Annotated in this window: 21 protein-coding genes; 14 read left to right on the top strand and 7 right to left on the bottom strand. The window is 60.1% G+C overall.

Annotation, left to right across the window (positions count from 1 at the left end):
* Positions 1 to 40: 40 nt before the first annotated feature.
* From JFT58_RS08370 to JFT58_RS08360, 3 genes are all read left to right on the top strand, one after another.
* A complete protein-coding gene (locus tag JFT58_RS08370) occupies positions 41 to 334 on the top strand; it encodes a DUF3077 domain-containing protein (protein ID WP_054899015.1) in 294 nt (97 codons plus the stop codon).
* 230 nt (positions 335 to 564) lie between these two features.
* Positions 565 to 1,974 (top strand): PAAR domain-containing protein, encoded by a 1,410-nt coding sequence (locus JFT58_RS08365; RefSeq protein WP_054899014.1) that lies wholly within the window; start codon positions 565 to 567, stop codon positions 1,972 to 1,974.
* Entirely contained in the window at positions 1,971 to 2,360 is a 390-nt protein-coding gene (locus tag JFT58_RS08360) for a hypothetical protein (protein WP_034125982.1), read from the top strand. Before JFT58_RS08365 ends, JFT58_RS08360 begins: the two co-directional genes overlap by 4 nt.
* Before the next feature lie 180 nt (positions 2,361 to 2,540).
* Here the strand turns inward: JFT58_RS08360 and JFT58_RS08355 are convergent, their stop codons facing one another.
* The gene (locus JFT58_RS08355; protein WP_054899013.1) at positions 2,541 to 2,855 is read right to left on the bottom strand and encodes a hypothetical protein; all 315 of its coding nucleotides are present in this window, start codon (positions 2,853 to 2,855) and stop codon (positions 2,541 to 2,543) included.
* Entirely contained in the window at positions 2,852 to 3,925 is a 1,074-nt protein-coding gene (locus JFT58_RS08350; protein ID WP_054899012.1) for a serine hydrolase domain-containing protein, read from the bottom strand. Before JFT58_RS08350 ends, JFT58_RS08355 begins: the two co-directional genes overlap by 4 nt.
* A 184-nt stretch (positions 3,926 to 4,109) precedes the next feature.
* Here JFT58_RS08350 and olsB point away from each other — a divergent pair, with 184 nt between their 5' ends.
* Together olsB and JFT58_RS08340 are read left to right on the top strand one after the other, a co-directional pair.
* Positions 4,110 to 4,865, top strand: a complete 756-nt coding sequence (gene olsB, locus JFT58_RS08345; RefSeq protein ID WP_054899011.1) for an L-ornithine N(alpha)-acyltransferase — start codon at positions 4,110 to 4,112, stop codon at positions 4,863 to 4,865.
* Positions 4,865 to 5,656: a lysophospholipid acyltransferase family protein gene (locus tag JFT58_RS08340; protein ID WP_032893104.1), complete on the top strand. Its 792-nt coding sequence runs from the start codon at positions 4,865 to 4,867 to the stop codon at positions 5,654 to 5,656. Before olsB ends, JFT58_RS08340 begins: the two co-directional genes overlap by 1 nt.
* A gap of 112 nt (positions 5,657 to 5,768) precedes the next feature.
* Here JFT58_RS08340 and JFT58_RS08335 read toward each other — a convergent pair whose 3' ends face one another.
* Positions 5,769 to 6,353 carry an acyl carrier protein phosphodiesterase gene (locus JFT58_RS08335; protein WP_054899010.1) on the bottom strand — a complete coding sequence of 195 codons (585 nt, stop codon included), beginning with the start codon at positions 6,351 to 6,353 and terminating at the stop codon, positions 5,769 to 5,771.
* A 155-nt stretch (positions 6,354 to 6,508) separates the two neighbouring features.
* Between JFT58_RS08335 and JFT58_RS08330 the strand changes: the two genes are divergently transcribed.
* Genes JFT58_RS08330 through JFT58_RS08320 form a run of 3 tightly spaced genes read left to right on the top strand, consistent with a single transcriptional unit; the run spans position 6,509 to position 9,087 of the window.
* Entirely contained in the window at positions 6,509 to 6,820 is a 312-nt protein-coding gene (locus tag JFT58_RS08330; RefSeq protein ID WP_054899009.1) for an ArsR/SmtB family transcription factor, read from the top strand.
* A gap of 17 nt (positions 6,821 to 6,837) precedes the next feature.
* Positions 6,838 to 8,004, top strand: a complete 1,167-nt coding sequence (locus tag JFT58_RS08325; protein WP_054899008.1) for an MFS transporter — start codon at positions 6,838 to 6,840, stop codon at positions 8,002 to 8,004.
* Positions 8,005 to 8,031: 27 nt separating this feature from the next.
* Positions 8,032 to 9,087, top strand: a complete 1,056-nt coding sequence (locus JFT58_RS08320; protein ID WP_198834363.1) for an alkene reductase — start codon at positions 8,032 to 8,034, stop codon at positions 9,085 to 9,087.
* A 343-nt stretch (positions 9,088 to 9,430) separates the two neighbouring features.
* Here JFT58_RS08320 and JFT58_RS08315 read toward each other — a convergent pair whose 3' ends face one another.
* Positions 9,431 to 10,063 carry a TetR family transcriptional regulator gene (locus JFT58_RS08315; RefSeq protein ID WP_034125975.1) on the bottom strand — a complete coding sequence of 211 codons (633 nt, stop codon included), beginning with the start codon at positions 10,061 to 10,063 and terminating at the stop codon, positions 9,431 to 9,433.
* Between the two features lie 265 nt (positions 10,064 to 10,328).
* Here JFT58_RS08315 and JFT58_RS08310 point away from each other — a divergent pair, with 265 nt between their 5' ends.
* The 6 genes from JFT58_RS08310 (at position 10,329) to JFT58_RS08285 (ending at position 20,232) form a co-directional block, all read left to right on the top strand.
* On the top strand, positions 10,329 to 11,477 hold the full coding sequence (locus JFT58_RS08310; protein ID WP_054898422.1) for an efflux RND transporter periplasmic adaptor subunit: 1,149 nt from the start codon (positions 10,329 to 10,331) through the stop codon (positions 11,475 to 11,477).
* 3 nt (positions 11,478 to 11,480) lie between these two features.
* Complete coding sequence (locus JFT58_RS08305; protein ID WP_034125973.1) at positions 11,481 to 14,642, top strand: efflux RND transporter permease subunit; 3,162 nt, start codon at positions 11,481 to 11,483, stop codon at positions 14,640 to 14,642.
* Positions 14,639 to 16,096, top strand: a complete 1,458-nt coding sequence (gene adeC / locus JFT58_RS08300) for an AdeC/AdeK/OprM family multidrug efflux complex outer membrane factor (protein ID WP_003189337.1) — start codon at positions 14,639 to 14,641, stop codon at positions 16,094 to 16,096. Before JFT58_RS08305 ends, adeC begins: the two co-directional genes overlap by 4 nt.
* Positions 16,097 to 16,277: 181 nt before the next feature.
* Entirely contained in the window at positions 16,278 to 17,528 is a 1,251-nt protein-coding gene (locus JFT58_RS08295) for an OprD family porin (protein ID WP_054898421.1), read from the top strand.
* Positions 17,529 to 17,610: 82 nt separating this feature from the next.
* Positions 17,611 to 18,510 (top strand): polysaccharide deacetylase family protein, encoded by a 900-nt coding sequence (locus tag JFT58_RS08290; RefSeq protein WP_054898420.1) that lies wholly within the window; start codon positions 17,611 to 17,613, stop codon positions 18,508 to 18,510.
* Positions 18,511 to 18,618: 108 nt separating this feature from the next.
* Positions 18,619 to 20,232 carry a M91 family zinc metallopeptidase gene (locus JFT58_RS08285; protein ID WP_054898419.1) on the top strand — a complete coding sequence of 538 codons (1,614 nt, stop codon included), beginning with the start codon at positions 18,619 to 18,621 and terminating at the stop codon, positions 20,230 to 20,232.
* Here the strand turns inward: JFT58_RS08285 and pcaC are convergent.
* The 3 genes from pcaC to JFT58_RS08270 are packed head-to-tail and all read right to left on the bottom strand — an operon-like array spanning position 20,229 to position 22,804.
* Entirely contained in the window at positions 20,229 to 20,627 is a 399-nt protein-coding gene (pcaC, locus tag JFT58_RS08280; RefSeq protein WP_054898418.1) for a 4-carboxymuconolactone decarboxylase, read from the bottom strand. The two genes, JFT58_RS08285 and pcaC, sit on opposite strands and share 4 nt — an antisense overlap.
* Positions 20,628 to 20,637: 10 nt before the next feature.
* Positions 20,638 to 21,429, bottom strand: a complete 792-nt coding sequence (pcaD, locus tag JFT58_RS08275) for a 3-oxoadipate enol-lactonase (protein ID WP_054898417.1) — start codon at positions 21,427 to 21,429, stop codon at positions 20,638 to 20,640.
* Between the two features lie 10 nt (positions 21,430 to 21,439).
* Positions 21,440 to 22,804: a 3-carboxy-cis,cis-muconate cycloisomerase gene (locus JFT58_RS08270; protein ID WP_054898416.1), complete on the bottom strand. Its 1,365-nt coding sequence runs from the start codon at positions 22,802 to 22,804 to the stop codon at positions 21,440 to 21,442.
* Positions 22,805 to 22,806: the final 2 nt, after the last annotated feature.

Genomic DNA, 22,806 nt, shown 5'->3' with positions numbered 1-22,806 from the left:
AGAAAGAAGCTCATTTTGGTTGTACCAAAGGAGCAAGCTTATGCCGTACGAAATACCCTCAGCCGAAACCATCGGCGCCGCCACCTTCGCAGACTGCGGAGAAAACAAAAGCCACCTGAAACTGTTCCGCGTCAACGCCGGGGTTCCGCTTGTGGAAGCCCTCGAACACGCCTCCCACGTGCTCTACTACGCCAAAATGCTCTCCCTTGAAGCTGCCATGGACCGCAGGGCCGAGAGGTTTGCGTTCGCCTCGCATTACTTGGGCGAAATGGGCAAAGCCATCATCGACGACCTGCTGCTGGCGATGCAGCCCGGCACTCCACCTGTGCAATAAGTAATACGCGCCCGGTGCACGGCATCGGGCGCCGCAATCCCATCAGATTAATACGACGAAACTCACGGAATCGTCTGACTTTACCCTAAGTAAATCCCTCTCCAAAGTCTGGCTTGCCACTGACTCTCCCTTGCTCGTTTACCTCGATTGAAATGCGTCACGCGTTAGTTTTCTTGTCGAGACGAGGAGGAAAGTACGGCCAAAAAACTTAATGGATAAAGGGAAAAACAATGAGCGTAGGTTATTTCATTGGCCTGGGTGACAAGACCACCTGCGGCGGGGAAGTGCTGGACGGAGATAAAAGAGTCAACATCCATGGCCTTCTTCATGCCTGCGAAGGTGATCGAGTTACCTGTGGCAAGGATGGGCAAACATATAAGATCGTCGGTGGCATTTCTTACATGAACAGTCATGGCCGGCTTATGGCCGGTACGTTGGATAGTTACAGCGACTGTCCCTGTAAAGCCGAGCTGATTCCTTCAGTGTTTTCAGCTCAATATGGTAAAGATAGCGGCGCTACGAACTCCGCCAGACGAGCAGCCGAACCGGTCCGAGCCACTACCAGTTGGGCGGCGCCTTCTCAAAGCGCTTACAAACCGCCAAGCCATTCAGTCCCGTCTGCATTTAACGGCCTATCGGGCCAGGAACCAGGTTTTTATATCGTGCCCAAAAGCACTACGCGCGAGGCTTTGGAGGCCACGCTTTTTCCAGTTCTTGACCCGGCTGTAATGCGCAAGTTTCAAACGCTGAATCCCAATACAGGTCACTTCAAAGCCGGCTCAATGGTCGTGCTCAGCGATCCGAACAACACCTCCTGCACTTATCAGGAAGCGCAGTTGATGCAGGCCGCTCAACAAGTCGATGCCTCCCTGGATTCCCTTACGCCGGACGAGGCCGACTTTCTGTATCGACACGGTGCCGAAATCGCCAGCTTCATAGGCCATACCTCAACCTGGCTCGGCGTGAGTGCGGTGGTGATGGAAACGCACCTGAATAACTTGCGCAACACCCTCCAGGCCATCGAGCGTCTACACCAACAAACTTATCGTCAGCACGGCCACCTTAAGTCGTCGCAGTTCTTCACGGATCGCCAGCGTCTTATGAGCCAGCTGGATGCTCATCTGTTGAATTCCACTCGGCTGCGTGGCCACACCACCCTGGGCGATCACCCCAAGTTGAAAACAGCCCTCGGCATTTCCAGTCGTAGCTTGGTGCACCATTGGGACAAGGCCGGTGCGCCGGGGCAGATTCCGGGATATGCCGCTCACGTGGAAGCAACGAGTCGTGCTACCCAATACATGAAGGCGGGCGGTTACATCGGGATTGGGATTGGCGGAGTGTCTTCGCTGATGGCTATTGAGCAGGTATGTAACGGCGAATCTGGGCCAGCTTGTGAGAAGGTCAAGTTTACTGAAGGCGGAAAATTTGGGCTTTCTACTGCCCTCGGCGTTGCAGGTGGCGCGATGGCTAGTTCTGCCAGTGGTCCGATCTGCCTGGCGATTGGCGTAGCCACTGGAGGTATCGGAGGCGTTGTATGCATCGCAGCTATAGTAGGGACAGGCGCATGGATGGGGACGACTGTTGGTAATATGACTGGCGAAGCTATCGGAGAAAAAATTTACGAAATGACTCAACCATGACCGGTATCGACACTTGGCCTCCCTGGGCTGCAATCTTTGTTTTGGGGGCCCCAGGTCTGCTCGCAGTTGCCGGGATTGCTCATAGTTTGCACCTGAGCCACCGTCATCTGGACGCATTAAAGGAGGCTTTGAAAAACAGTCGGTATATCTACCTATGGGGAGATAGCCTAGGAAAACGGGGCTTGATTTGGTCACTCTTGGAAATATCAAAAATCGCGGGGATGGTCGTGTGGCCGAGGGCTTATGTTCTTACAGGTGATGTAAATCCTGCTGATATCGAAACATTTCCAGCTCGTCTGAAACGGCGTCTGATCGTCAATATGACGCTGATGTTCACGTCATTCACATGGGGGGTAGTTGCCGCCATGCTTGTGAAGTTCAGGTAGCTCAAACGGGCCTCAGCCGAGGTCCGACATCAGCAAAAAACCAGCGCCGTTGCGTCCGCCAGCGCATATCCCCTGTGGGAGCGGGCTTGCTCGCGAATGCGCAATACCAGCCAATACATGTGTTGACTGACCCACCGCATTCGCGAGCAAGCCCGCTCCCACAGGAGGTGATGGGGTGTGTCAGGGAGTCAGGCGGCAGCCTTGGCGGTTGCCTATCCATCGCGCTGTATGCGTACGCCCCAAACCACTCGCCGTTACTTCACTGCGCTCAGGCGTGTCGATAAACGCACTGATGGGCACGTACTGCTTCACATACCCCAGGCAATACTGCGCCGGGTTGTTGGCCACGTACCGGCACGAGCAGTACTCCTTGGCGGTGTACGCCGCGATGATGTCGGGGAAGGCTTGCAGGTTGACGCGCTCGTGCCAAACCCAGCCGAACAATGCGAAAAGCAACACCAGTAAAACGCTGATGAACGGATGACGACGGATCATGAGCGCACCGCCGCCAGCACGCGTTTGAGCAGTTCGTTATGCCGGTAACTGCCATCCCGATCATCGCCGTAACGCACGATCACCAGGTGTTCGTCGGGCAGCACAAACAGCGCCTGGCCCCAGTGCCCCAGCGCGGCGAAGGTAGTGGCCGGTGCGTCGGGCCAGGGTTGGGGGGCGCCGGTATTGAGCCACCAATGGCCGCCCGGCACAGCTTCATCCTGGCCGGCTTTGTAGCGGTCGAAGGGCCGGCGGTTGAAGGCGACCCAGTCCTTGGGCAGCAGTTGCCGCACGCCCCAGCGCCCATCCCGGGCCATAAGTAACCCTACTCGTGCCAGATCCCGGGCCGTGAGGTAGGCATAGGACGACGCGACAAACGTCTCATCGGCATCGGTTTCCCAGGTTGCGTCGCGAATGCCCAGGGGCTGGAACAGCGCGTCCCACGGGTAGGTCATGTAGGCCTTGTGGCCGAGCATGCCCTTGAGCGCAGCGGACAGGATAGTGCTGTCGCCACTGGAATAACGGAAAGCCTGGCCAGGGGCGGCGGCGGCCTCGGTATCCGCCGCGAATTGCGCCATGTCGGTGTGGCCACGGGTGTAGAGCATCGCCACCACCGAAGATTTCAACGGGGCGTACTCGTAGTCTTCCTGCCAATCCAACCCTGAGGCCCAGTGCAGCAGGTCAGCCATGCTCACCTTGGGGTGCTGCTTCATCGGCGGGAAGAAACGTGCGGCGGGGTCGTTGAGTTTGAAGCGGCCTTGCCCATAGGCCACGCCCAGCACGGTAGCCATCAGGCTTTTGCTGACAGACCAGGTCAGGTGCGGCGTGCTGGCAGTGGTGGGCGCGGCGTAGCGTTCATAAATGATTTCGCCGTCACGAATGACCAGCAACGCGTCGGTGCGAATACCGTTGCGGGTGGCATCGTCGCGGGGTGGGAAAGCGTAGGCGTCCAGGGCATCGACAGCGGGGCCGGCGAGAGATGTGCCCACGGCCCACTCCTTATCAGGCCAGATTTCAGCGCGGGCATTCACGGTGACAAACAGCAGGGCAACGCACAACAGGCCTCGGACCATGGACGCAAACTCAAGGGGGCATTCAAGCCCGCGAGCCTAGCTCACGCCAGTGACAGATTTGCGACAAGGGGGCTGTCATCCAACCGTCACCGTAACTTCATGGAGCTGACACCGAGGCTACATAGCCTGACTTTGGACAACAAAGTCGACTGGCCGCAACCTGGCCGGCACCCGGAGACTCGCTATGACTCAGATCGCCCGCATCAGCGACAAAGGCAATGAACGCCGTCTGCAAGCCGAACGCCTGGTAGGCGCACAGGCATTGCAGGAAGCCCAGGCCCTGCGGTTCAACGTGTTCAGCGGCGAGTTCAACGCCAAGCTGAAAGGCGCGGAACTGGGTCTGGACATGGATGACTATGATGTTCACTGCAGCCATATCGGCGTGCGGGATTTGAACAGCGGTCGACTCGTCGCGACTACCCGTCTGCTCGACCACCAGGCCGCCAGCACCCTGGGCCGGTTCTACAGTGAAGAAGAATTCAGCCTGCATGGCCTGCTGCGCTTGCAGGGCCCGATCCTGGAGATTGGCCGCACCTGCGTCGACCCGGCCTATCGCAATGGCGGCACCATCGCGGTGTTGTGGGGCGAGTTGGCCGAAGTGCTCAACCAGGGCGGCTACAGCTACCTGATGGGCTGCGCGAGCATCCCGATGCACGATGGCGGCATCCAGGCCCACGCGATCATGCAGCGCTTGCGCGAGCGCTACCTGTGCAACGAACACCTGCGCGCCGAACCGAAAAAACCGCTGCCGGCCCTGGACCTGCCGTCCAACGTCATCGCCGAAATGCCGCCGCTGCTCAAGGCCTACATGCGCCTGGGCGCGAAGATCTGCGGCGAGCCGTGCTGGGATGAAGACTTCCAGGTAGCAGACGTGTTTATCCTGCTCAAGCGCGACGAGTTGTGCCCGCGCTACGCGCGCCACTTCAAGGCGGCCATGTGATGAACCGCCTGCGCATCTACGGGCGCATCGCCCGCGTGTTGTTGGTGGTGGGGCTGGGGCTGAGCATGGCCAGTGTGTTTGGCTTGTTCGAGCGCCTGGGCGTGGCTAACTCAATGGTGCGGCGCCAGCGTTGGTCGCGCTTCTTTATGGCGCGACTGACCAACGCCCTGCCCTTTCGCGTAACGGTGCATGGCGAGTTGCCGCAAACGCCGATGCTGTGGGTGAGCAATCACGTGTCCTGGACGGATATCCCGTTGCTGGGCATGGTGGCGCCGATGTCGTTTTTGTCCAAGGCCGAGGTGCGCACCTGGCCGGTGGCCGGCTGGCTAGCGGCCAAGGCTGGCAGCCTGTTTATTCGCCGCGGATCAGGTGACAGCCAACTGATCCGCAAGCAAATGACCCGTCATCTGGAGCAACAGCACCCCTTGCTGATGTTCCCCGAGGGCACCACCACCGACGGGCGCGGCCTGCGCACGTTCCACGGGCGCTTGCTGGCCAGCGCGATCGATGCGGATGTATCACTGCAGCCGGTAGCGATTCGGTATCTGCGCGACGGCCAAGTCGACCCGCTGGCACCCTTTATTGGCGATGATGATTTGCTCTCGCACCTGATGCGCTTGTTTTCCAATGACCGCGGCGATGTGGAGATTCATGTGCTCAAGCCGATTGCCTGCGCCGGGCAGGAACGTGCGGCATTGGCGTATCAGGCGCAGCAGGCGGTGCAGAAGGCATTGTTCGGCCCGGTGCCGGAAACCGAGCAAGTGGCCGCTCGGCCTGCATTCGCAGCCTGAAGCAATGTGAACTCAATCCAAATGTGGGAGCTGGCTTGCCTGCGATGGCGGTGGGTCAGCCATAACATTCTCAACCGGTAGGCCGCTATCGCCGGCAAGCCAGCTCCCACATTCAGATCTCAATAGTCAGTTGAGATTGCGCAAATTTCTGCAACTCTGGGTAGAACAGTCGAAAGTCGCCACTCAGGGGTTCATACAAAACCCGCAACTCCTGCATCGCATACCCCAGTTCCTCAGGCTGTGTCAGCCGCCGCGAAATCCCGCGCAATACCTGCTCCATCACCGCAAACTCGCGGTAAGAGCCCAACCAATCATCCGCAGCCATATACGGCGCAATCTGCGCCAGCCGCCCCGGTAGTGCGGGTTCGGCGGCCAGTGCCCGATATACCCGAGAGGTGAATAGCTCCAGAGGCTGGTCGGCATACAGCGCCCAATCCCGCGCCAGGCAATGGTCGAAAAACACATCGAGGACGATCCCGGCATAGCGCCTGCGGGTCAGACTGAAGCGCGACAACGCCTCGCCCACCAGCGGATGGCTATCGGTAAAGCGGTCGATGGAGCGATGCAACTGGATCGCCGCTTCGATTTGCGGGCTGAACTGGCCCTGCAGGCGGCCTTTGACGAAGTCGCCATAGAGACTGCCCAGCAATTGCGCAGGAAGTTGGCCGCCCAGGTGCAGATGTGCGAGATAATTCATGCTACGTAGTCTACCACTGCCACTCGCATATCGTTATAACCCGATATACCGATTTGGCCTGGCCTCAGATCAAAATCATATTGGTATATCGGAATATTACGATTTAAAGTTCGCCTCATCGCGATATAACGCTTTACGACACCGAGCACCCTGCCATGTCCATCGACCTCGACGAAATAATAAAAGCCCTGGCGCACCCAGTACGACGAGACATCCTCACCTGGCTCAAAGACCCGAAAGTGCAGTTCCCCGAGCAATTGCACAACCACGAATACGGCATCTGCGCCGGGCAGATCGACCAACGCTGCGGCTTGTCCCAGTCGACCGTGTCGGCGCACCTGGCCACCTTGCAACGGGCGGGTTTGATCAGCAGCCAGAAAGCCGGGCAGTGGCACTTTTTCAAGCGCAACGAGGAAGTGATCCAAGCCTTTCTCGCTGCGCTCATTACCGAACTCAGCGCACCGTAATCATCAAGGACACGTCCATGCCCCTCTCGCTACTCATACTGGCCCTGAGCGCCTTCGCCATCGGCACCACCGAGTTCGTCATCATGGGCTTGCTGCCCGATGTGGCGGCGGACCTGGGTGTGTCGATTCCCGGAGCCGGCTGGCTGGTCACCGGCTACGCCCTGGGCGTGGCCATCGGCGCACCGTTCATGGCACTGGCCACCGCCAGGCTGCCACGCAAGGCGGCGCTGGTAGCGTTGATGGGTATTTTCATTATCGGCAATCTGCTCTGTGCCCTGGCAAGCGACTACAACGTGCTGATGTTTGCCCGTGTGGTCACAGCGTTGTGCCACGGTGCCTTCTTCGGGATTGGCTCGGTGGTGGCGGCCAACCTGGTACCGGCCAACAAACGTGCGTCGGCCGTGGCGCTGATGTTCACCGGGTTGACCCTGGCGAACGTGCTGGGCGTGCCCCTGGGTACGGCGCTGGGCCAGGAAGCCGGCTGGCGCTCGACCTTCTGGGCCGTGACCGTGATTGGCGTAATCGCCTTGATCGGCCTTATTCGCTTCCTGCCCGCCAAGCGTGACGAAGAAAAACTCGACATGCGCGCCGAACTGGCCGCCCTCAAGGGTGCCGGTATCTGGCTGTCGCTGAGCATGACCGCGCTGTTTGCCGCGTCTATGTTCACCCTCTTTACCTACGTCGCGCCGCTGCTGGGCGATGTCACCGGCGTGTCGCCCAAGGGCGTGACCTGGACCCTGCTGCTGATCGGCCTGGGGCTCACCGTGGGCAACATCATCGGCGGCAAACTGGCGGACAAGCGCCTGGCGGCCACCTTGATCGGCGTGTTCATCAGCATGGCGATGGTTTCCACGGTGTTGAGCTGGACCAGCGTTGCGGTGATACCGACTGAAATCACCCTGTTCCTGTGGGCCACCGCCTCGTTCGCCGCCGTGCCGGCGCTGCAAATCAACGTGGTGACCTTCGGCAAGGCCGCGCCGAACCTGGTATCCACCCTGAACATCGGTGCCTTCAACATTGGCAACGCCCTCGGCGCCTGGGTCGGCGGCAGCGTGATTGCCCACGGCTTCGGCCTGACCAGCGTGCCCCTGGCCGCTGCAGCACTGGCGATTCTCGCGCTGCTGGTGACCCTGATCACTTTCCGTCAGGGCGGCAATGCCGACCTGGCCCCCGCGACCCACTGATCAACTTAAAGAGAAGGTGTTTTTTCCATGACGACTATTTTCGATCCGATCACACTGGGCGACGTGCAACTGTCGAACCGCATCATCATGGCGCCGCTGACCCGCTGCCGCGCGGATGCCGGGCGCGTGCCCAATGCGCTGATGGCCGAGTACTACGTGCAACGCGCCTCCGCCGGGCTGATCCTCAGCGAAGCCACTTCCGTGACACCGATGGGCGTGGGCTACCCGGACACCCCCGGCATCTGGTCCAACGACCAGGTGCGCGGCTGGGCCAACATCACCAAGGCCGTGCATGGCGCGGGCGGCAAGATCTTCCTGCAGTTGTGGCACGTTGGCCGCATCTCCCACGAGTCCTACCTGAACGGGGAAACCCCGGTGGCTCCGAGTGCGGTCCAGGCTAAAGGCCACGTCAGCCTAGTTCGCCCATTGGCCGGCTACCCAACCCCGCGCGCCCTGGAAACCGCTGAAATCGCCGACATCGTCGACGCTTATCGCACCGGCGCCGAGAACGCCAAGGCCGCCGGTTTCGACGGCGTGGAAATCCACGGCGCCAACGGCTACCTGCTTGACCAGTTCCTGCAGAGCAGCACCAACCAGCGCACCGACCAGTACGGTGGTTCCCTGGAAAACCGTGCGCGCCTGTTGCTGGAAGTCACCGACGCCGCCATCGAAGTCTGGGGCGCCGGCCGCGTGGGCGTGCACCTGGCACCGCGTGCTGACGCGCATGACATGGGCGACGACAACCTCGCCGAGACCTTCACCTACGTCGCCAGCGAACTGGGCAAGCGCGGCATCGCCTTCATCTGCTCCCGCGAAAAAGAAGGTGCGGATAGCCTCGGCCCACAGCTGAAAAAAGCCTTCGGCGGCGTACACATCGCCAACGAACGTTTCACCAAAGACAGCGCCAACGCCTGGCTGGCGGCGGGCAAGGCGGATGCAGTGGCCTTTGGTATTCCTTTTATCGCCAACCCGGACCTGCCGGCGCGACTGAAGGCCGATGCGCCGTTGAACGAGCCGCACCCTGAAACTTTCTATGGCAAAGGCCCGGTGGGTTACATCGACTACCCGACGCTGCCGATCTAACCTAACCCGCAAACCCAATGCTGTAGGAGCGAGCTTGCTCGCGAGAAACTAAGAGGCGCCGCGTTCACTCAGGAAGCACGCGTTATCGTTGAAGTTTTTCGCGAGCAAGCTCGCTCCTACAGTGTCAGGAGCAAGTCCCCTCTCACATTTGTGCCTGTCTGTAGCCCCCATGGAAACATCGCTTCACAGAACGGCAACAATATCGCTACAAAATACTTAGCCGGCTACCTATCAACCGCCCGCCAGGCCGTATATAAAGTCACCCCACAAATCAGCCAGAAGGACGATTGACCGTCCTTAGGCTTTACTGTTGACACAACGGGTTGCAATTACGCATTTTGTTTCAATTGCGCAGGCTGGGGCTCAGGCGCAGCATGTCCAGCCCTATATCAGCCCAGCGCTCGGCGTCCTGGTGCAGTTCAAAGCTATCGGGGACCAGCAGCCACTGGCCGATCAAACCGTGGATGAAGGCATGTATGCAGACAGCCCCACGGGTGGTGTCGAGATTTTCAGGCAGTTGCCCGCGATGAACCGCGTTACGCAACGTCAGGCTGATACGCAGGTTGCATTCCAGGCTGTGGGTCTGGCGTTGGCGGCGCATGTCACACATTTCATCGGTGAACTCGCACTTATGAAACAGAATCTCGTTGATGCGCCGGGTTTTCGGGTCCAGGGCCACTTCATGGTAGAGATGAATCAGCAGCTTGCGCATACAGCCCAGCGGGTCGACTTCATCCTCGCTTTCACTCGCCCGGGCCAATTCGTCCAGGGGTTCGTGCAGCGTATCGAGCAAGGCCTGGAGCAAATCGGACTTATTGCTGAAATGCCAATAGATAGCCCCACGCGTCACGCCCGCCAACGCGGCGATGTCCGCCAGGGTGGTACGCGCTACGCCACGCTCATAAAAGGCTTGCTCGGCGGCTTGGAGAATCTGGCTGCGCGTTTCCTGAGCTTCCTCTTTGGTGCGACGAACCATGGCAGTAAAACCTCAATCGGGACACTGTGGACGGTACTTGACCGTCATCTGAATAATTGTGGGACGACGCCGTCATGGGCGCCGAACGTACTAGAATCGAGGCTTGCGGCGGTGCTTTGTCAACATTGCGCGAAGCCTGTCAAGAGTTTACAAACAACCATGAACGTAAGTATATTGCGTAGCAAGCTACTTATCCACTCACGGCTTGTTTTTTACCCTTCCACACTTCTTGTGCGCACTCTGCGCGCCTGACCCGAGGATCTTCATGCAACTTAAGCCAGCTGTTACCGCTCTGGTCACTGCCGTCGCCCTGGCATCGCTGCTCAGCGGATGTAAAAAGGAAGAAGCGGCACCGCCCGCTCAAACCCCTCAGGTCGGCGTGGTCACCATTCAACCGCAAGCCTATACCCTGACCACCGAGCTGCCAGGCCGCACCACCGCCTTTCGCATTGCGGAAGTCCGGCCGCAAGTCAACGGCATCATTCTCAAGCGCCTGTTCAAGGAAGGCGCCGACGTGAAGGAAGGGCAACAGCTCTACCAGATCGACCCGTCGGTGTATGAAGCCACGCTCAAAAGCGCACAAGCGAGCCTGACCCAGACCAAATCCATCACCGATCGCTACAAGCAATTGGTCGATGAACAAGCCGTCAGCCGTCAGGAATACGACACCGCCGTTGCCAACCGCATGACTGCCGAGGCAAACGTTCAAACCGCCCAGATCAACGTGCGCTATACCAAGGTGTACGCGCCGATCTCCGGGCGTATTGGCCGTTCTTCGGTCACCGAAGGCGCACTGGTCAGCAATGGCCAGGCCGACGCCATGGCGGTGATCCAGCAACTGGACCCGATCTACGTCGACGTCACGCAATCTTCGGCTGAAATGCTCAAGCTGCGTCGCGATCTGGCGAGTGGCCAACTGGAAAAAGCCGGCGAAAACGCTGCCAAGGTCAAGCTGACCCTGGAAGACGGCACGGCCTACGCCCAGGACGGCAAGCTGGAGTTCTCCGAAGTGTCGGTCGACCAGACCACCGGTTCCGTGACCCTGCGCGCCGTGTTCCCCAACCCTGACCACGTGCTGCTGCCGGGCATGTTCGTACACGCCCAGTTGCTGGCCGGTGTGAACAGCAAGGCCATCCTGGCTCCGCAACAAGGCGTGACCCGTGACCTGCGTGGCATTCCGACAGCGCTGATCGTGAACAAGGACAACAAGGTCGAGCAACGCGAACTGGTTGCCAACCGTACCGCCGGTGCCTACTGGCTGGTGGAAAAAGGCCTCAATGCCGGTGATCGCGTCATCACCGAAGGCTTGCAGTACGTCAAGCCAGGCGCCGAGGTGAAGGTCACGGAAGCCTCCAACGCTAAACCCGCCGGTACTGCCGCAGCGCCTGCTGCCGCTGCTGGTCAAGGGGAGTAATCCATGTCGAAATTTTTTATCGACCGTCCCATTTTCGCCTGGGTAATTGCCCTGGTGATCATGCTGGTCGGGGCACTCTCGATCCTGAAGTTGCCCATCAACCAATACCCGGCCATTGCGCCAACGGCCATTGATATCCAGGTGACCTACCCAGGCGCGTCCGCACAAACCGTGCAGGACACCGTGGTGCAGGTCATCGAGCAACAGCTCAACGGTATCGACAACCTGCGTTATGTCTCCTCGGACAGTAACTCCGACGGCAGCATGACCATCACCGTGACGTTCAACCAGGGTACCAACCCGGATATCGCTCAGGTCCAGGTACAGAACAAGCTCAACCTGGCCACCCCACTGCTGCCGCAAGAAGTGCAGCAACAGGGTATCCGCGTGACCAAGTCGGTGAAGAACTTCCTGATGGTGATCGGTCTGGTGTCGGAAGACGGCAGCATGACCAAGGACGACCTCTCCAACTACATCGTGTCCAACATCCAGGACCCGATCTCCCGTACCGCGGGGGTGGGTGACTTCCAGGTGTTCGGTTCGCAGTACGCCATGCGTATCTGGCTCGACCCGGCCAAACTGAACAATTACCAGCTCACGCCAGTGGACGTCAGCAATGCCATCAAGGCCCAGAACGTGCAGGTGGCCACCGGCCAACTGGGCGGCCTGCCTGCCCTGCCCGGTACCCAACTGAACGCTACGATCATCGGCAAGACGCGCCTGCAAAGCACCGAGGAATTCGCCAAGATCCTGATGAAGGTGAACACCGACGGCTCCCAGGTTCGCCTGGGTGACGTCGCGCGCATCGAACTGGGCGGCCAGAACTACAGCATCAGTGCACAGTTCAACGGCAAGCCGGCTTCGGGTATGGCGATCAAGCTGGCGGCCGGTGCCAACGCACTGGACACTGGCAAGGCCATCCGCGAAACGGTCAAGTCCCTGGAGCCGTTCTTCCCGCCTGGCATGAAGGCGGTGGTGCCGTATGACACCACCCCGGTCGTGACCGAATCGATCTCCGGTGTGGTTCACACCCTGGTCGAAGCGATCGTGCTGGTGTTCCTGGTGATGTTCCTGTTCCTGCAGAACTTCCGTGCCACCATCATCACTACCATGACCGTACCGGTGGTATTGCTGGGTACCTTCGGGATCCTGGCGGCGTGCGGCTTCACCATCAACACCTTGACCATGTTCGGCATGATCCTGGCCATCGGCTTGCTGGTGGACGATGCCATCGTCGTGGTGGAAAACGTCGAACGGGTAATGGCCGAGGAGCACCTGTCGCCCAAGGAAGCAACGATCAAGTCCATGGGCCAGATCCAGGGTGCCCTGGTGGGTATTGCCCTGGTACTGTCGGCGGTACTGCTGCCGATGGCGTTCTTCGGTGGTTCCACCGGTGTGATCTACCGGCAGTTCTCCATCACCATCGTTTCGGCGATGGCGTTGTCGGTGCTGGTTGCCCTGATCTTCACCCCGGCTTTGTGCGCCACCATGCTCAAGCCGATTGATCCGGAAAAACACGGCCAGCCCAAGCGCGGCTTCTTCGGCTGGTTCAACCGCACCTTCGACCGTGGCGTACTCAAGTACGAGCGCGGCGTGGGCGGCATGATCAAGCACAAGATCCCGGCATTCCTGGTGTATGCGCTGATCCTGGCCGGCATGATCTGGATGTTCACCCGTATTCCAAGCGCGTTCCTGCCTGAGGAAGACCAGGGTGTGATCTTCGCCCAGGTGCAGACACCGGTCGGTGCTTCGGCTGAGCGCACGCAGAAAGTCGTCGACGACATGCGCGCCTTCCTGCTGAACGACAAGGAAGGCGAGCCAGGCGAAGGCAAGGCGGTGAAGTCGGTGTTTACCGTGAACGGCTTCAACTTCGCCGGTCGTGGCCAGAGCTCCGGGCTTGCGTTCGTGATGCTCAAGCCGTGGGATGAGCGTGATTCGAGCCAGTCGGTGTTCGAAGTGGCCAAGCGTGCCCAGGGTTACTTCTTCGGGGCCTTCAAGGACGCCATGGTTTTCGCCATCGTGCCGCCTTCGGTGCTGGAGTTGGGTAACGCCACGGGTTTCGACGTGTTCCTGCAAGACCAGGGTGGCGTCGGCCACGACAAGCTGATGGCTGCACGTAACCAGTTCCTGGGTGCGGCGGCACAAAGCAAGGTGCTGGCCGGCGTGCGTCCTAACGGCGTGAACGACGAGCCGCAGTACGAGCTGACCGTTGACGACGAGAAAGCCAGTGCCCAAGGCATCAGCCTGGCGGATATCCAGCAGACCCTGGCCATTGCCTTGGGTGGTAGCTACATCAACGACTTCATCGACCGTGGTCGCGTGAAGAAGGTGTATGTACAAGGCGACGCCGCCAGCCGGATGTCGCCCGAAGACCTGGACAAATGGTACGTGCGCAGCAACGACGGGAAAATGGTGCCGCTGTCGGCCATCTCGTCGGGCAAGTGGATCTACGGTTCGCCCAAGCTTTCGCGATACAACGGTGTAGCGGCGATGGAAATCCTCGGTACCCCGGCACCGGGCTACAGTACCGGTGATGCGATGGCCGAAGTCGAACGCATCGCCAAAGAACTGCCGGCCGGTGTCGGTTACGCCTGGACAGGCCTGTCGTACGAAGAACGCCTTTCCGGTTCCCAGGCGCCAGCACTGTACGCACTGTCGCTGCTGGTCGTGTTCTTGTGCCTGGCGGCACTGTACGAAAGCTGGTCGATCCCGATCGCGGTGATTCTGGTTGTACCTCTGGGTGTGATCGGTGCACTGATCGCCACCAGCATGCGCGGCTTGTCCAACGACGTGTTCTTCCAGGTGGGCCTGTTGGTGACGGTGGGCCTGGCGGCGAAAAACGCCATCCTCATCGTGGAATTCGCCAAGGAACTGCATGAGCAAGGCAAAGGCATCGTCGAGGCGGCTATCGAAGCATCCCGCATGCGTCTGCGCCCGATCATCATGACCTCGTTGGCGTTCATGCTCGGCGTATTGCCGCTGGCAATCTCCACCGGCGCCGGTTCAGGCAGCCAGCACGCAATCGGTACCGGCGTTATCGGCGGTATGATCACGGCCACTGTGCTGGCGATCTTCTGGGTGCCACTGTTCTACGCAACCGTGTCCGCCGCTGGCGAACGCAAAAAGAAAGACACTACTGAAACTCCTAAAGAGGCTGGCCAATGAGCAAGTCGCTACTTTCCCTAGCCGTCACCGCATTCGTGCTCAGTGGCTGCTCGCTGATACCTGACTATCAGCGTCCCGAAGCGCCGGTGGCCGCGCAGTTCCCGCAGGGGCCGGCGTATTCGTCGGCCCAGGCGCCGAGCCAGGCCGCTGCCGAGCAAGGCTGGAAGCAGTTTTTCCATGACCCTGCCCTGCAGCAATTGATCCAGACCGCGTTGGTGAACAACCGTGACCTACGTGTCGCGGCGCTGAACATCGACGCCTATGCAGCGCAATACCAGATCCAGCGTGCCGACCTGTTCCCGGCGGTATCGGCCACCGGTAACGGCAGCCGTTCGCGCACCCCGGCCAAGCTGTCGCAGACCGGCGAATCGACCATCGCCAGCCAGTACTCGGCGGGCCTTGGCATCAGTTCGTATGAGCTGGACCTGTTCGGCCGCGTGCGCAGCCTCAGTGAAGAAGCGCTGCAAAAGTACTTCGCCACTGAAGAAGCGCGCCGCAGCACCCAAATCAGCCTGGTGGCCAGCGTGGCCAATGCCTACCTGACCTGGCAGGCCGACAAGGAGCTGCTCAAGCTGACCCAGGACACCCTGGCCGCGTTCGAGCAAAGCTACAAGCTCACCTCGCGCAGCAATGAAGTCGGCGTGGCCTCGGCCCTCGACCTCAGCCAGGCACGCACCTCGGTGGAAAACGCCCGTGTGCAACTGGCGCGTTACACCCGCCAGGTGGCCCAGGACGAAAACAGCCTGACCCTGCTGCTGGGCACCGGCCTGCCGGCGAATATCGCCAGCAAGCCGCTGTCCGATGACCTGCTCAGCGAAGTGCCTGCCGGGTTGCCCTCGGACCTGCTGCAACGTCGCCCAGACATCGTGCAAGCCGAGTACAACCTCAAGGCCGCCAACGCCAACATCGGCGCGGCCCGTGCGGCGTTCTTCCCGAGCATCAGCCTGACCGCCAGCGCCGGTACTGCCAGCCCTACCCTGGGTGGCCTGTTCAAAGGCGGTTCGGGGACCTGGGCGTTTGCCCCGCAGATCAACATCCCGATCTTCAACGCCGGTAGCCTGCGCGCAAGCCTGGACTACTCGAAGATCCAGAAAGAGATCAACGTGGCCAACTACGAGAAGGCCATCCAGACCGGCTTCCAGGAAGTCTCCGACGGCCTGGCCGCGCGTGCGACCTACAAGCAGCAACTGGATGCCCAGCGCGGCTTCGTCGAGGCTAACCAGGATTACTACCGCCTGGCCGAGCGTCGCTACCGCATTGGTGTCGACAGCAACCTGACCTTCCTCGACGCCCAGCGCCAACTGTTCAGTGCCCAGCAATCGCTGATCACCGACCGCCTGGCGCAGCTCACCAGCGAGGTCAACCTGTACAAGGCCCTCGGCGGTGGCTGGAACGAGCAGACTGCGAAGAACGAGCCGTTGAAAGAACAAGCACCGCCGTTGAAGTTGTTCTGATAGCGCGGGTGTGAAAAACCGCTTCCCTCACCGGAAGCGGTTTTTTTATGCCTGCATTGTTGCCCGTACAACTTACGTTCGATCATCGCCCACAACCCGCCTTCCCCTACTTTCATCGCCCCCGCACCGCCGCGCACCATGGCCGCCACCTGCATAAACCCAATAACAACAGGTTCACACCATGAGCACTTTCCAACCGCGCCAGCTGTTGCTGGCGGCTGCTGTCGCCAGTTCTGCCCTGCCCGTTCTCGCCCAGGATCACGGCTTTCTCGAAGACGCCAGCGCCAACCTCAACCTGCGTAATTTCTTCTTCAACCGCAACTACACCAATCCTACGAAGGCTCAGGGTGGCGCGCAGGAGTGGACGCAAAGTTTCATTCTCGACGCCAAGTCCGGGTTCACCCAAGGCACAGTCGGTTTTGGTGTGGATGTGCTGGGCTTGTACTCGCTCAAGCTTGATGGCGGGCGTGGCACGGGCGGCACGCAGTTGCTGCCGCTGGACCATGACGGTCGGCCAGCCGATGAATTCGGCCGGCTCGGCGTGGCATTCAAGGCGCGCTTTTCCAAGACCGAGTTGAAGGTGGGCGAATGGATGCCGGTGCTGCCGATCCTGCGTTCCGACGATGGCCGCTCCCTGCCACAGACCCTGCGTGGTGGGCAGATCACCTCGAAGGAAATCGACGGCCTGACCCTCTATGGCGGCCAATTCCGCGCCAACAGCCCGCGGGACGACGGCAGCATGAGCGACATGTCGATGTTCGGCAAAACCGCCTTCACCTCCGACCGTTTCAATTTCCAGGGCGCCGAATACGCGTTCAACGACAAACGCACCCAAGTCGGCGTGTGGAATGCCCAGCTCAAGGACATCTACAGCCAGCAGTTCGTCAATCTGATCCACAGCCAGCCTGTGGGCGCCTGGACCCTGGGCGCCAACCTGGGCTTCTTCTACGGCAAGGACGACGGCAGCGCCCGCGCCGGCGACCTGGACAACAAAACCTGGTCCGGTTTGTTCTCGGCCAGGTACGGCGGCAACACCTTCTACGTCGGTTTGCAAAAACTCACCGGCGACAGTGCCTGGATGCGCGTCAACGGCACCAGCGGCGGTACCCTGGCCAACGACAGCTACAACTCCAGCTACGACAACGCGCAGGAGAAATCCTGGCAGGTTCGCCACGACTACAACTTCGCCGCCCTCGGCGTACCGGGCCTGACCCTGATGAACCGCTATATCAGCGGCAGCAACGTACACACCGGCACCATCACCGACGGCAAGGAGTGGGGCCGCGAGACCGAAGTAGGCTATACGGTGCAAAGCGGCACGCTGAAAAACCTCAACGTGCGCTGGCGCAATTCGAGCATGCGCAGGGACTACAGCAACAACGAGTTCGATGAGAACCGGTTGATCGTCAGCTATCCGATCAGTCTGCTGTAAACCGGCATAGCACTTACTGTATGGTGCGCGCCTGCCGCTGCTGATCCCCCCAGCAGCGGCCTTTACTCGGGCCCTGCACGGCATGAAATCCTTCGCTACAGCAATCGTACTGTTTGCCCTGGCCTTGAGCCTGGGGGGCTGCATCAGCGCCCCCATCGCCCTGACGCCACAGACCGAACAGCGCCTGCTGGCCCAGGCGCCGATCCGCTTTTTGCTGACCTTCGATGACGGCCCAAGCGCCTCGGGCTACAACAATCCGAGCCGTTCGGTAGTGGCGGACCTGGCCAACAACCCGGTGCTGCCGGGAATCAAGGCGGTGTTCTTCCTGCAGACCGAAGCCGCTCGCTCCGGCGGCAGTGCCCGGGGGCGCAAGACCATGGAACGTGAATTCGCCGCTGGCCATGTCCTGGCCTTTCACACCGCCACGGCGTTTCACACCAATCATCGCTGGCTGAACGACGCCACCCTGGAACACACCCTTACCGAAGGGGCCGCAGACATTGCCGCCATCACGGGCGCGCCCCCCGTGCTGGTACGCCCACCCTTCTGGAACTACGACAAGCGCACCTTCGCCGCCTACCAACGCCACGGCATGCACGTTCTGCTGACGGACCTGAGTGCCAATGACGGCAAGATCTGGGGCTTCAACGCCAGCCCGCGTCGGCGGGCCAACCTGTATCGGCAACTGTCGGTGGTGCGCGAACGCATCGCCTTGGGTGAGCTGCCAACGGTGGAGGGGGTGATCCCGGTGGTGGTGACCTTCCATGACATCAATCGCTACACCGCGCGGCATATGCAGGAGTATTTGCAGATCCTGATGGACAGCGCGCGGGTCAACGGTTTGAAGACCGCTGCCGAGCCGTTCTACACCGACACGGCCCAGGTTGAGCGCGCGGCGATTGCGCGAACCGTGAAAAATGTGGACGACCCAGTGCATTTGCCTGGGATTTGGAATCTGGTGTGGGACGCAGACTCTCATTAACCTCGTCGCAACAACGGATAACATCTGCTGCCGTCCCCGCCCACCTGCTGTCGGGAACCTCAATTCCAGCACCACCACTCAGGGTCAACACACAATGAGATGACCCACATGAATACGTCTTCGCTTTCTGGCGCATACGCCGTCAATCCACAACCCATGGCGCCCGTGGAGGCACCTTCCAGCACAACCTCACCGCGACCACCCATCCAGATCAACGCTAAATCTGCCGGGTATGTAGGACCGGACAGGACAGTGGATTTCCTGTACTTTTCCAGCCATTCCAGGCTCACACCTGATCAGGACCCACTAGACACAACCCAAAAAAAATACATCAACACTGATGTGTTGCGTCATGACGCGAACGTAAAGATCTATCAGGAGATAACCTACTTAAGCAAAAACGGCGAGCCGATAGGGGCTGCTGGTAATGAATGTGTAATCGAGACAACTGACCGTGCCGATAAGGTCATTATCAAAAAAGGCCCGGACGACAGTCTGGTCGCCACCATCAATAACATACCGTATCAACTGAGTCTTGCTCGCTCCTCTGACGGAACTGAAATCCAGCCCCTGCGCATAAAAACCAAAGGCGGCGATGACTGCGTTGTGATCCACCCAGACGTTAATAACGACATTCGCATTGAACTGGGCGAGGGCAATGATTATGCCCGTGCTGGCTCGGGTAATACGCGTCTATACGGAGGCGCAGGGAACGACTGGCTAAAACTGGGCAGCGGCGTCGGCATCGCATTTGGTGATGATGGCGACGATTTACTCATCGCAGGCTCCGGCAGTGGCATTCTCAAGGGAAACAACGGTAATGACCGCATGCAGTCAGGAGAGGGTTCTGCTGATCGCCATATCTACATGGACGGTGGTGACGGTCACGACTTTATGATTAGCACCAGCAATGACTCCCCAAACCCGATAGTCATGCATGGAGGCAAAGGTGAAAACCTGATAGTCACGCAGGGCCCTGCCACGATTTATACCGGGCGCGACAAAAATATTGTCAGGTCCAATAGCGATGACACCGTCATTTATGCCAAGCCTTCGGACGAGATTCACCGCACGCCAGGTTCCACGCTCATTCACACGCAATACCGCGAAGCAGGAAAAAGTGGCTATGTCGTTGAAGGCTCTCCCGAGTTCATACAATACGTAGAGGACGACATGGAACTGCTGAGAATGTCCCTGCCAGGCAAAAAAATGTTAAGCACTGCCGATAACTCGGCCCAGCGCAATGACTCTCCGGTGCGCATCACTGAAACGGCTGATGATAACGGCTTTTACATTTTTAATAACGCAGCGGTGCGCAACCACCTGGCTACAGGTAAATCCCTGGAGACCCTTGAACCAGCAGCCCAGGGCTACATTGCTCACAATCAACGTGGCGCCTTCGCGACGGGCGCACAATTACAATACAACCCCTCCTTCGTGCCTAATGACGAAACTGCTCCGGTCAACGTCCTATTCCATGAAATGGCCCACGCCTACAATGGGGCCACGGGTACCTTCCTCGAAGGTCAAACAGTCATAGACGAGAATCCTGAGGGCGAGCCCAACGACGAACGTCAAGCAGTAGGCTTGCCTACAGATGCATTATCGTTCGATTTTGACGATCATCGTGCAACCGAGCCCACGACAAGCAACCCCCCTGCATTTACTGAAAATGCACTGAAGGAAGAAATGCGCCGCCCACTACGTACGGAATACATCTAGACCGCGCCCCGCGACTCAACTCCCAACTCATCCCACACTGACTCAGCCAAGTGAAACGTCGCATTCGCCGCCGGGATCCCACAGTAAATCGCACTCTGCATCAGCACTTCCTTGATCTCGGCGCGGGTCACGCCGTTGCTGGCGGCGGCACGCAGGTGCAGTTTCAGTTCTTCACTGCGGTTCATGCCGATCAGCATCGCGATGGTGATCAGGCTGCGGGTATGCCGAGGCAGGCCGGGGCGGGTCCAGATGTCACCCCAGGCATGGCGGGTGATCATTTCCTGGAACTCGCTGTTGAACTCGGTCAGGGCATTGAGGCTGCGGTCGACATGGGCATCGCCCAGTACTTCGCGGCGCACCTGCAGGCCTTCGGCATAACGTTGTTTCTCGTCCACAAATAGCTCCTCAGCGGGCCAGCAGAAATTCGATCACCCGGTCGCTGAACGCAGCACCGGCCTGAACGTTGGACAGGTGCGCCGCATAGAACTCGGCATACTCGGCACCCTGCACATGGCTCTGGATAAAGTGGCCGCCGGCTGGCGGCGTCACCGCGTCTTCGGTGCCGGCAATCACCAGGGTCGGCACCTTGATCGAGGACAATTGCTCACGAAAATCCGCATCGCGCACGGCGCCGCAGTTGGCGGCATACCCCTCGGGTGACGTGGCCGCGAGCATGTCGGTGATCTGCTTGGCCTGATGCGGGTTGGCAGCGGCGAAATCCGCGGTGAACCAGCGCGCAATCGACGCATCGCGCAGCGCCACCATCGCGGCTGCGCCATCACGCAGGACCATTTCGATACGCGGGTTCCACACCTCGGGCGTGCCGATCTTGGCCGCGGTATTACACACCACCAGGCGTTGCAGGCGCTCGCCGGCATGAATGCCCAGCCATTGGCCGATCAAGCCACCCATGGACAGTCCGCAAAAATGCGCCTTCTGGATATCCAGCGCATCCAGCAGCGCGATCACGTCTCGGCCCAGTTGCTCGATGCTGTAAGGCCCCGCGGTCACCAGGGATTGGCCGTGGCCACGGGTGTCGAATCGCAGCACACGAAAATGCTCGGTAAAAGCCGGTATCTGGATGTCCCACATATGCAGGTCGGTACCCAAGGAATTGGACAGCACCAATACCGGTGCGTCGGCGGGCCCCTCGAGTTGGTAATGCAGTTCGCCCTCGGCGAGTTGTACAAAAGCCACAGCGTTCTCCTCAGGCAGTCAAAGCAAAATGTTCGGTCACCGCACGCGTGACCCAGGTAGACGCCTGGCCTAGGTAGTGGGCAGGGTCGAGCAGGCGATCCAGTTCAGCCGCCGACAGCTCGGCGGTGACGTGCGGCTCATCCGCCAGTACCGCGCGCAAATGGCGCTGCTCGGCGACCGCACGTTTGCAGCACTGTTCCAGCAGATGGTGCGCGGTGTCACGGCCCAAGCGTTGGGCGAGCACGATACTCACCGCTTCGGCCAGTACCAGGCCTTGGGTCAGGTCGAGGTTCTGTGCCATGCGTTCGGCATTCACCTCCAGCCCTTCACTGACCAGAATTGCCTGATGCAAGGCACCGGATACCAGGCGGCAAATTTCCGGCAAGGTTTCCCATTCGGCATGCCACAAGCCCAGGCTGCGTTCGTGCTCCTGGGGCATGGCGCTGAACATTGTCGCCACCAGGCCGGGTACGCGGGTGGCTGCGCTGATCAGCACCGCGGCGCCCACCGGGTTACGCTTGTGCGGCATGGTGGACGAACCGCCCTTGCCCGGCGCCGAAGGCTCGAACACCTCCGCCGCTTCGGTCTGCATCAACAGGCTGATATCGCGGCCCAACTTGCCGAGGCTACCGGCGATCAGACCGAGCAGGCTGGCAAACTCCACCAGGCGGTCACGCTGGGTGTGCCAGGGTTGCTCCGGCAAGCCCAGTTGCAACTCGGCGGCCAAGGCCTCGGCCACAGGCATGGCGTGTTCGCCGAGGGCCGCCAAAGTGCCCGACGCGCCGCCAAATTGCAGCACCAACAGGCGCGGTTTCAATTCGGCCAGGCGCTGGCGACTGCGCGTCACCGCGCCCAGCCAACCGGCGATTTTCATCCCCAGGGTGACCGGCGTCGCGTGCTGCAACCAGGTGCGCCCGGCCAACGGCACGGTGGCGTAACGCTGGGCCTGGGCGGCCAACACCTCCCCCAGACGAGCCAGGTCGGCCTCGATCAATTCCACCCCACGGCGCAGTTGCAGCACCAGGCCGGTGTCCATCACATCCTGACTGGTTGCGCCCAGGTGCACATAACGCTCGGCGTCAGCGTCCTCACTGGCGATCAACTTGCCCAACGCCTTCACCAAAGGAATCGCTGAGTTGCCCGCCGTGGCAATTGCGCTGCCAAGGGCATCCACGTCATACAGCGACGCCAGGCACGCCTGGGCAATCGGTGCGACGGCGGCCTGGGGAATCAACCCTACGCGGGCCTGCGCCCGGGCCAGTGCGGCTTCGAAATCCAGCATGCCCTGCAAGCGCCCCTGGTCACAGAACACCTCGGCCATGCTGTCAGCAGTGAAATAAGCGTCGAACAGTTGATTGCTCGTGCGCAACGTCATAA

The sequence above is a fragment of the Pseudomonas sp. MF6767 genome (assembly GCF_016405475.1).
Classification (GTDB): Bacteria; Pseudomonadota; Gammaproteobacteria; order Pseudomonadales; family Pseudomonadaceae; genus Aquipseudomonas; species Aquipseudomonas paracarnis.
This window is presented reverse-complemented; position numbering and strand designations above follow the sequence as displayed.

What these genes read in the sequence shown, in the direction of transcription:
- JFT58_RS08295 (WP_054898421.1), top strand. Translation starts at nt 16,278, where the DNA reads ATGAGCACTTTCCAACCGCGCCAGCTGTTGCTGGCGGCTGCTGTCGCC.
- JFT58_RS08355 (WP_054899013.1), bottom strand. Translation starts at nt 2,855, where the DNA reads ATGATCCGTCGTCATCCGTTCATCAGCGTTTTACTGGTGTTGCTTTTC.
- adeC (WP_003189337.1), top strand. Translation starts at nt 14,639, where the DNA reads ATGAGCAAGTCGCTACTTTCCCTAGCCGTCACCGCATTCGTGCTCAGT.
- JFT58_RS08360 (WP_034125982.1), top strand. Translation starts at nt 1,971, where the DNA reads ATGACCGGTATCGACACTTGGCCTCCCTGGGCTGCAATCTTTGTTTTG.
- JFT58_RS08350 (WP_054899012.1), bottom strand. Translation starts at nt 3,925, where the DNA reads ATGGTCCGAGGCCTGTTGTGCGTTGCCCTGCTGTTTGTCACCGTGAAT.
- olsB (WP_054899011.1), top strand. Translation starts at nt 4,110, where the DNA reads ATGACTCAGATCGCCCGCATCAGCGACAAAGGCAATGAACGCCGTCTG.
- JFT58_RS08270 (WP_054898416.1), bottom strand. Translation starts at nt 22,804, where the DNA reads ATGACGTTGCGCACGAGCAATCAACTGTTCGACGCTTATTTCACTGCT.
- JFT58_RS08315 (WP_034125975.1), bottom strand. Translation starts at nt 10,063, where the DNA reads ATGGTTCGTCGCACCAAAGAGGAAGCTCAGGAAACGCGCAGCCAGATT.
- JFT58_RS08305 (WP_034125973.1), top strand. Translation starts at nt 11,481, where the DNA reads ATGTCGAAATTTTTTATCGACCGTCCCATTTTCGCCTGGGTAATTGCC.
- JFT58_RS08285 (WP_054898419.1), top strand. Translation starts at nt 18,619, where the DNA reads ATGAATACGTCTTCGCTTTCTGGCGCATACGCCGTCAATCCACAACCC.
- JFT58_RS08330 (WP_054899009.1), top strand. Translation starts at nt 6,509, where the DNA reads ATGTCCATCGACCTCGACGAAATAATAAAAGCCCTGGCGCACCCAGTA.
- JFT58_RS08335 (WP_054899010.1), bottom strand. Translation starts at nt 6,353, where the DNA reads ATGAATTATCTCGCACATCTGCACCTGGGCGGCCAACTTCCTGCGCAA.
- JFT58_RS08320 (WP_198834363.1), top strand. Translation starts at nt 8,032, where the DNA reads ATGACGACTATTTTCGATCCGATCACACTGGGCGACGTGCAACTGTCG.
- JFT58_RS08325 (WP_054899008.1), top strand. Translation starts at nt 6,838, where the DNA reads ATGCCCCTCTCGCTACTCATACTGGCCCTGAGCGCCTTCGCCATCGGC.
- JFT58_RS08365 (WP_054899014.1), top strand. Translation starts at nt 565, where the DNA reads ATGAGCGTAGGTTATTTCATTGGCCTGGGTGACAAGACCACCTGCGGC.
- JFT58_RS08370 (WP_054899015.1), top strand. Translation starts at nt 41, where the DNA reads ATGCCGTACGAAATACCCTCAGCCGAAACCATCGGCGCCGCCACCTTC.
- JFT58_RS08310 (WP_054898422.1), top strand. Translation starts at nt 10,329, where the DNA reads ATGCAACTTAAGCCAGCTGTTACCGCTCTGGTCACTGCCGTCGCCCTG.
- JFT58_RS08290 (WP_054898420.1), top strand. Translation starts at nt 17,611, where the DNA reads ATGAAATCCTTCGCTACAGCAATCGTACTGTTTGCCCTGGCCTTGAGC.
- JFT58_RS08340 (WP_032893104.1), top strand. Translation starts at nt 4,865, where the DNA reads ATGAACCGCCTGCGCATCTACGGGCGCATCGCCCGCGTGTTGTTGGTG.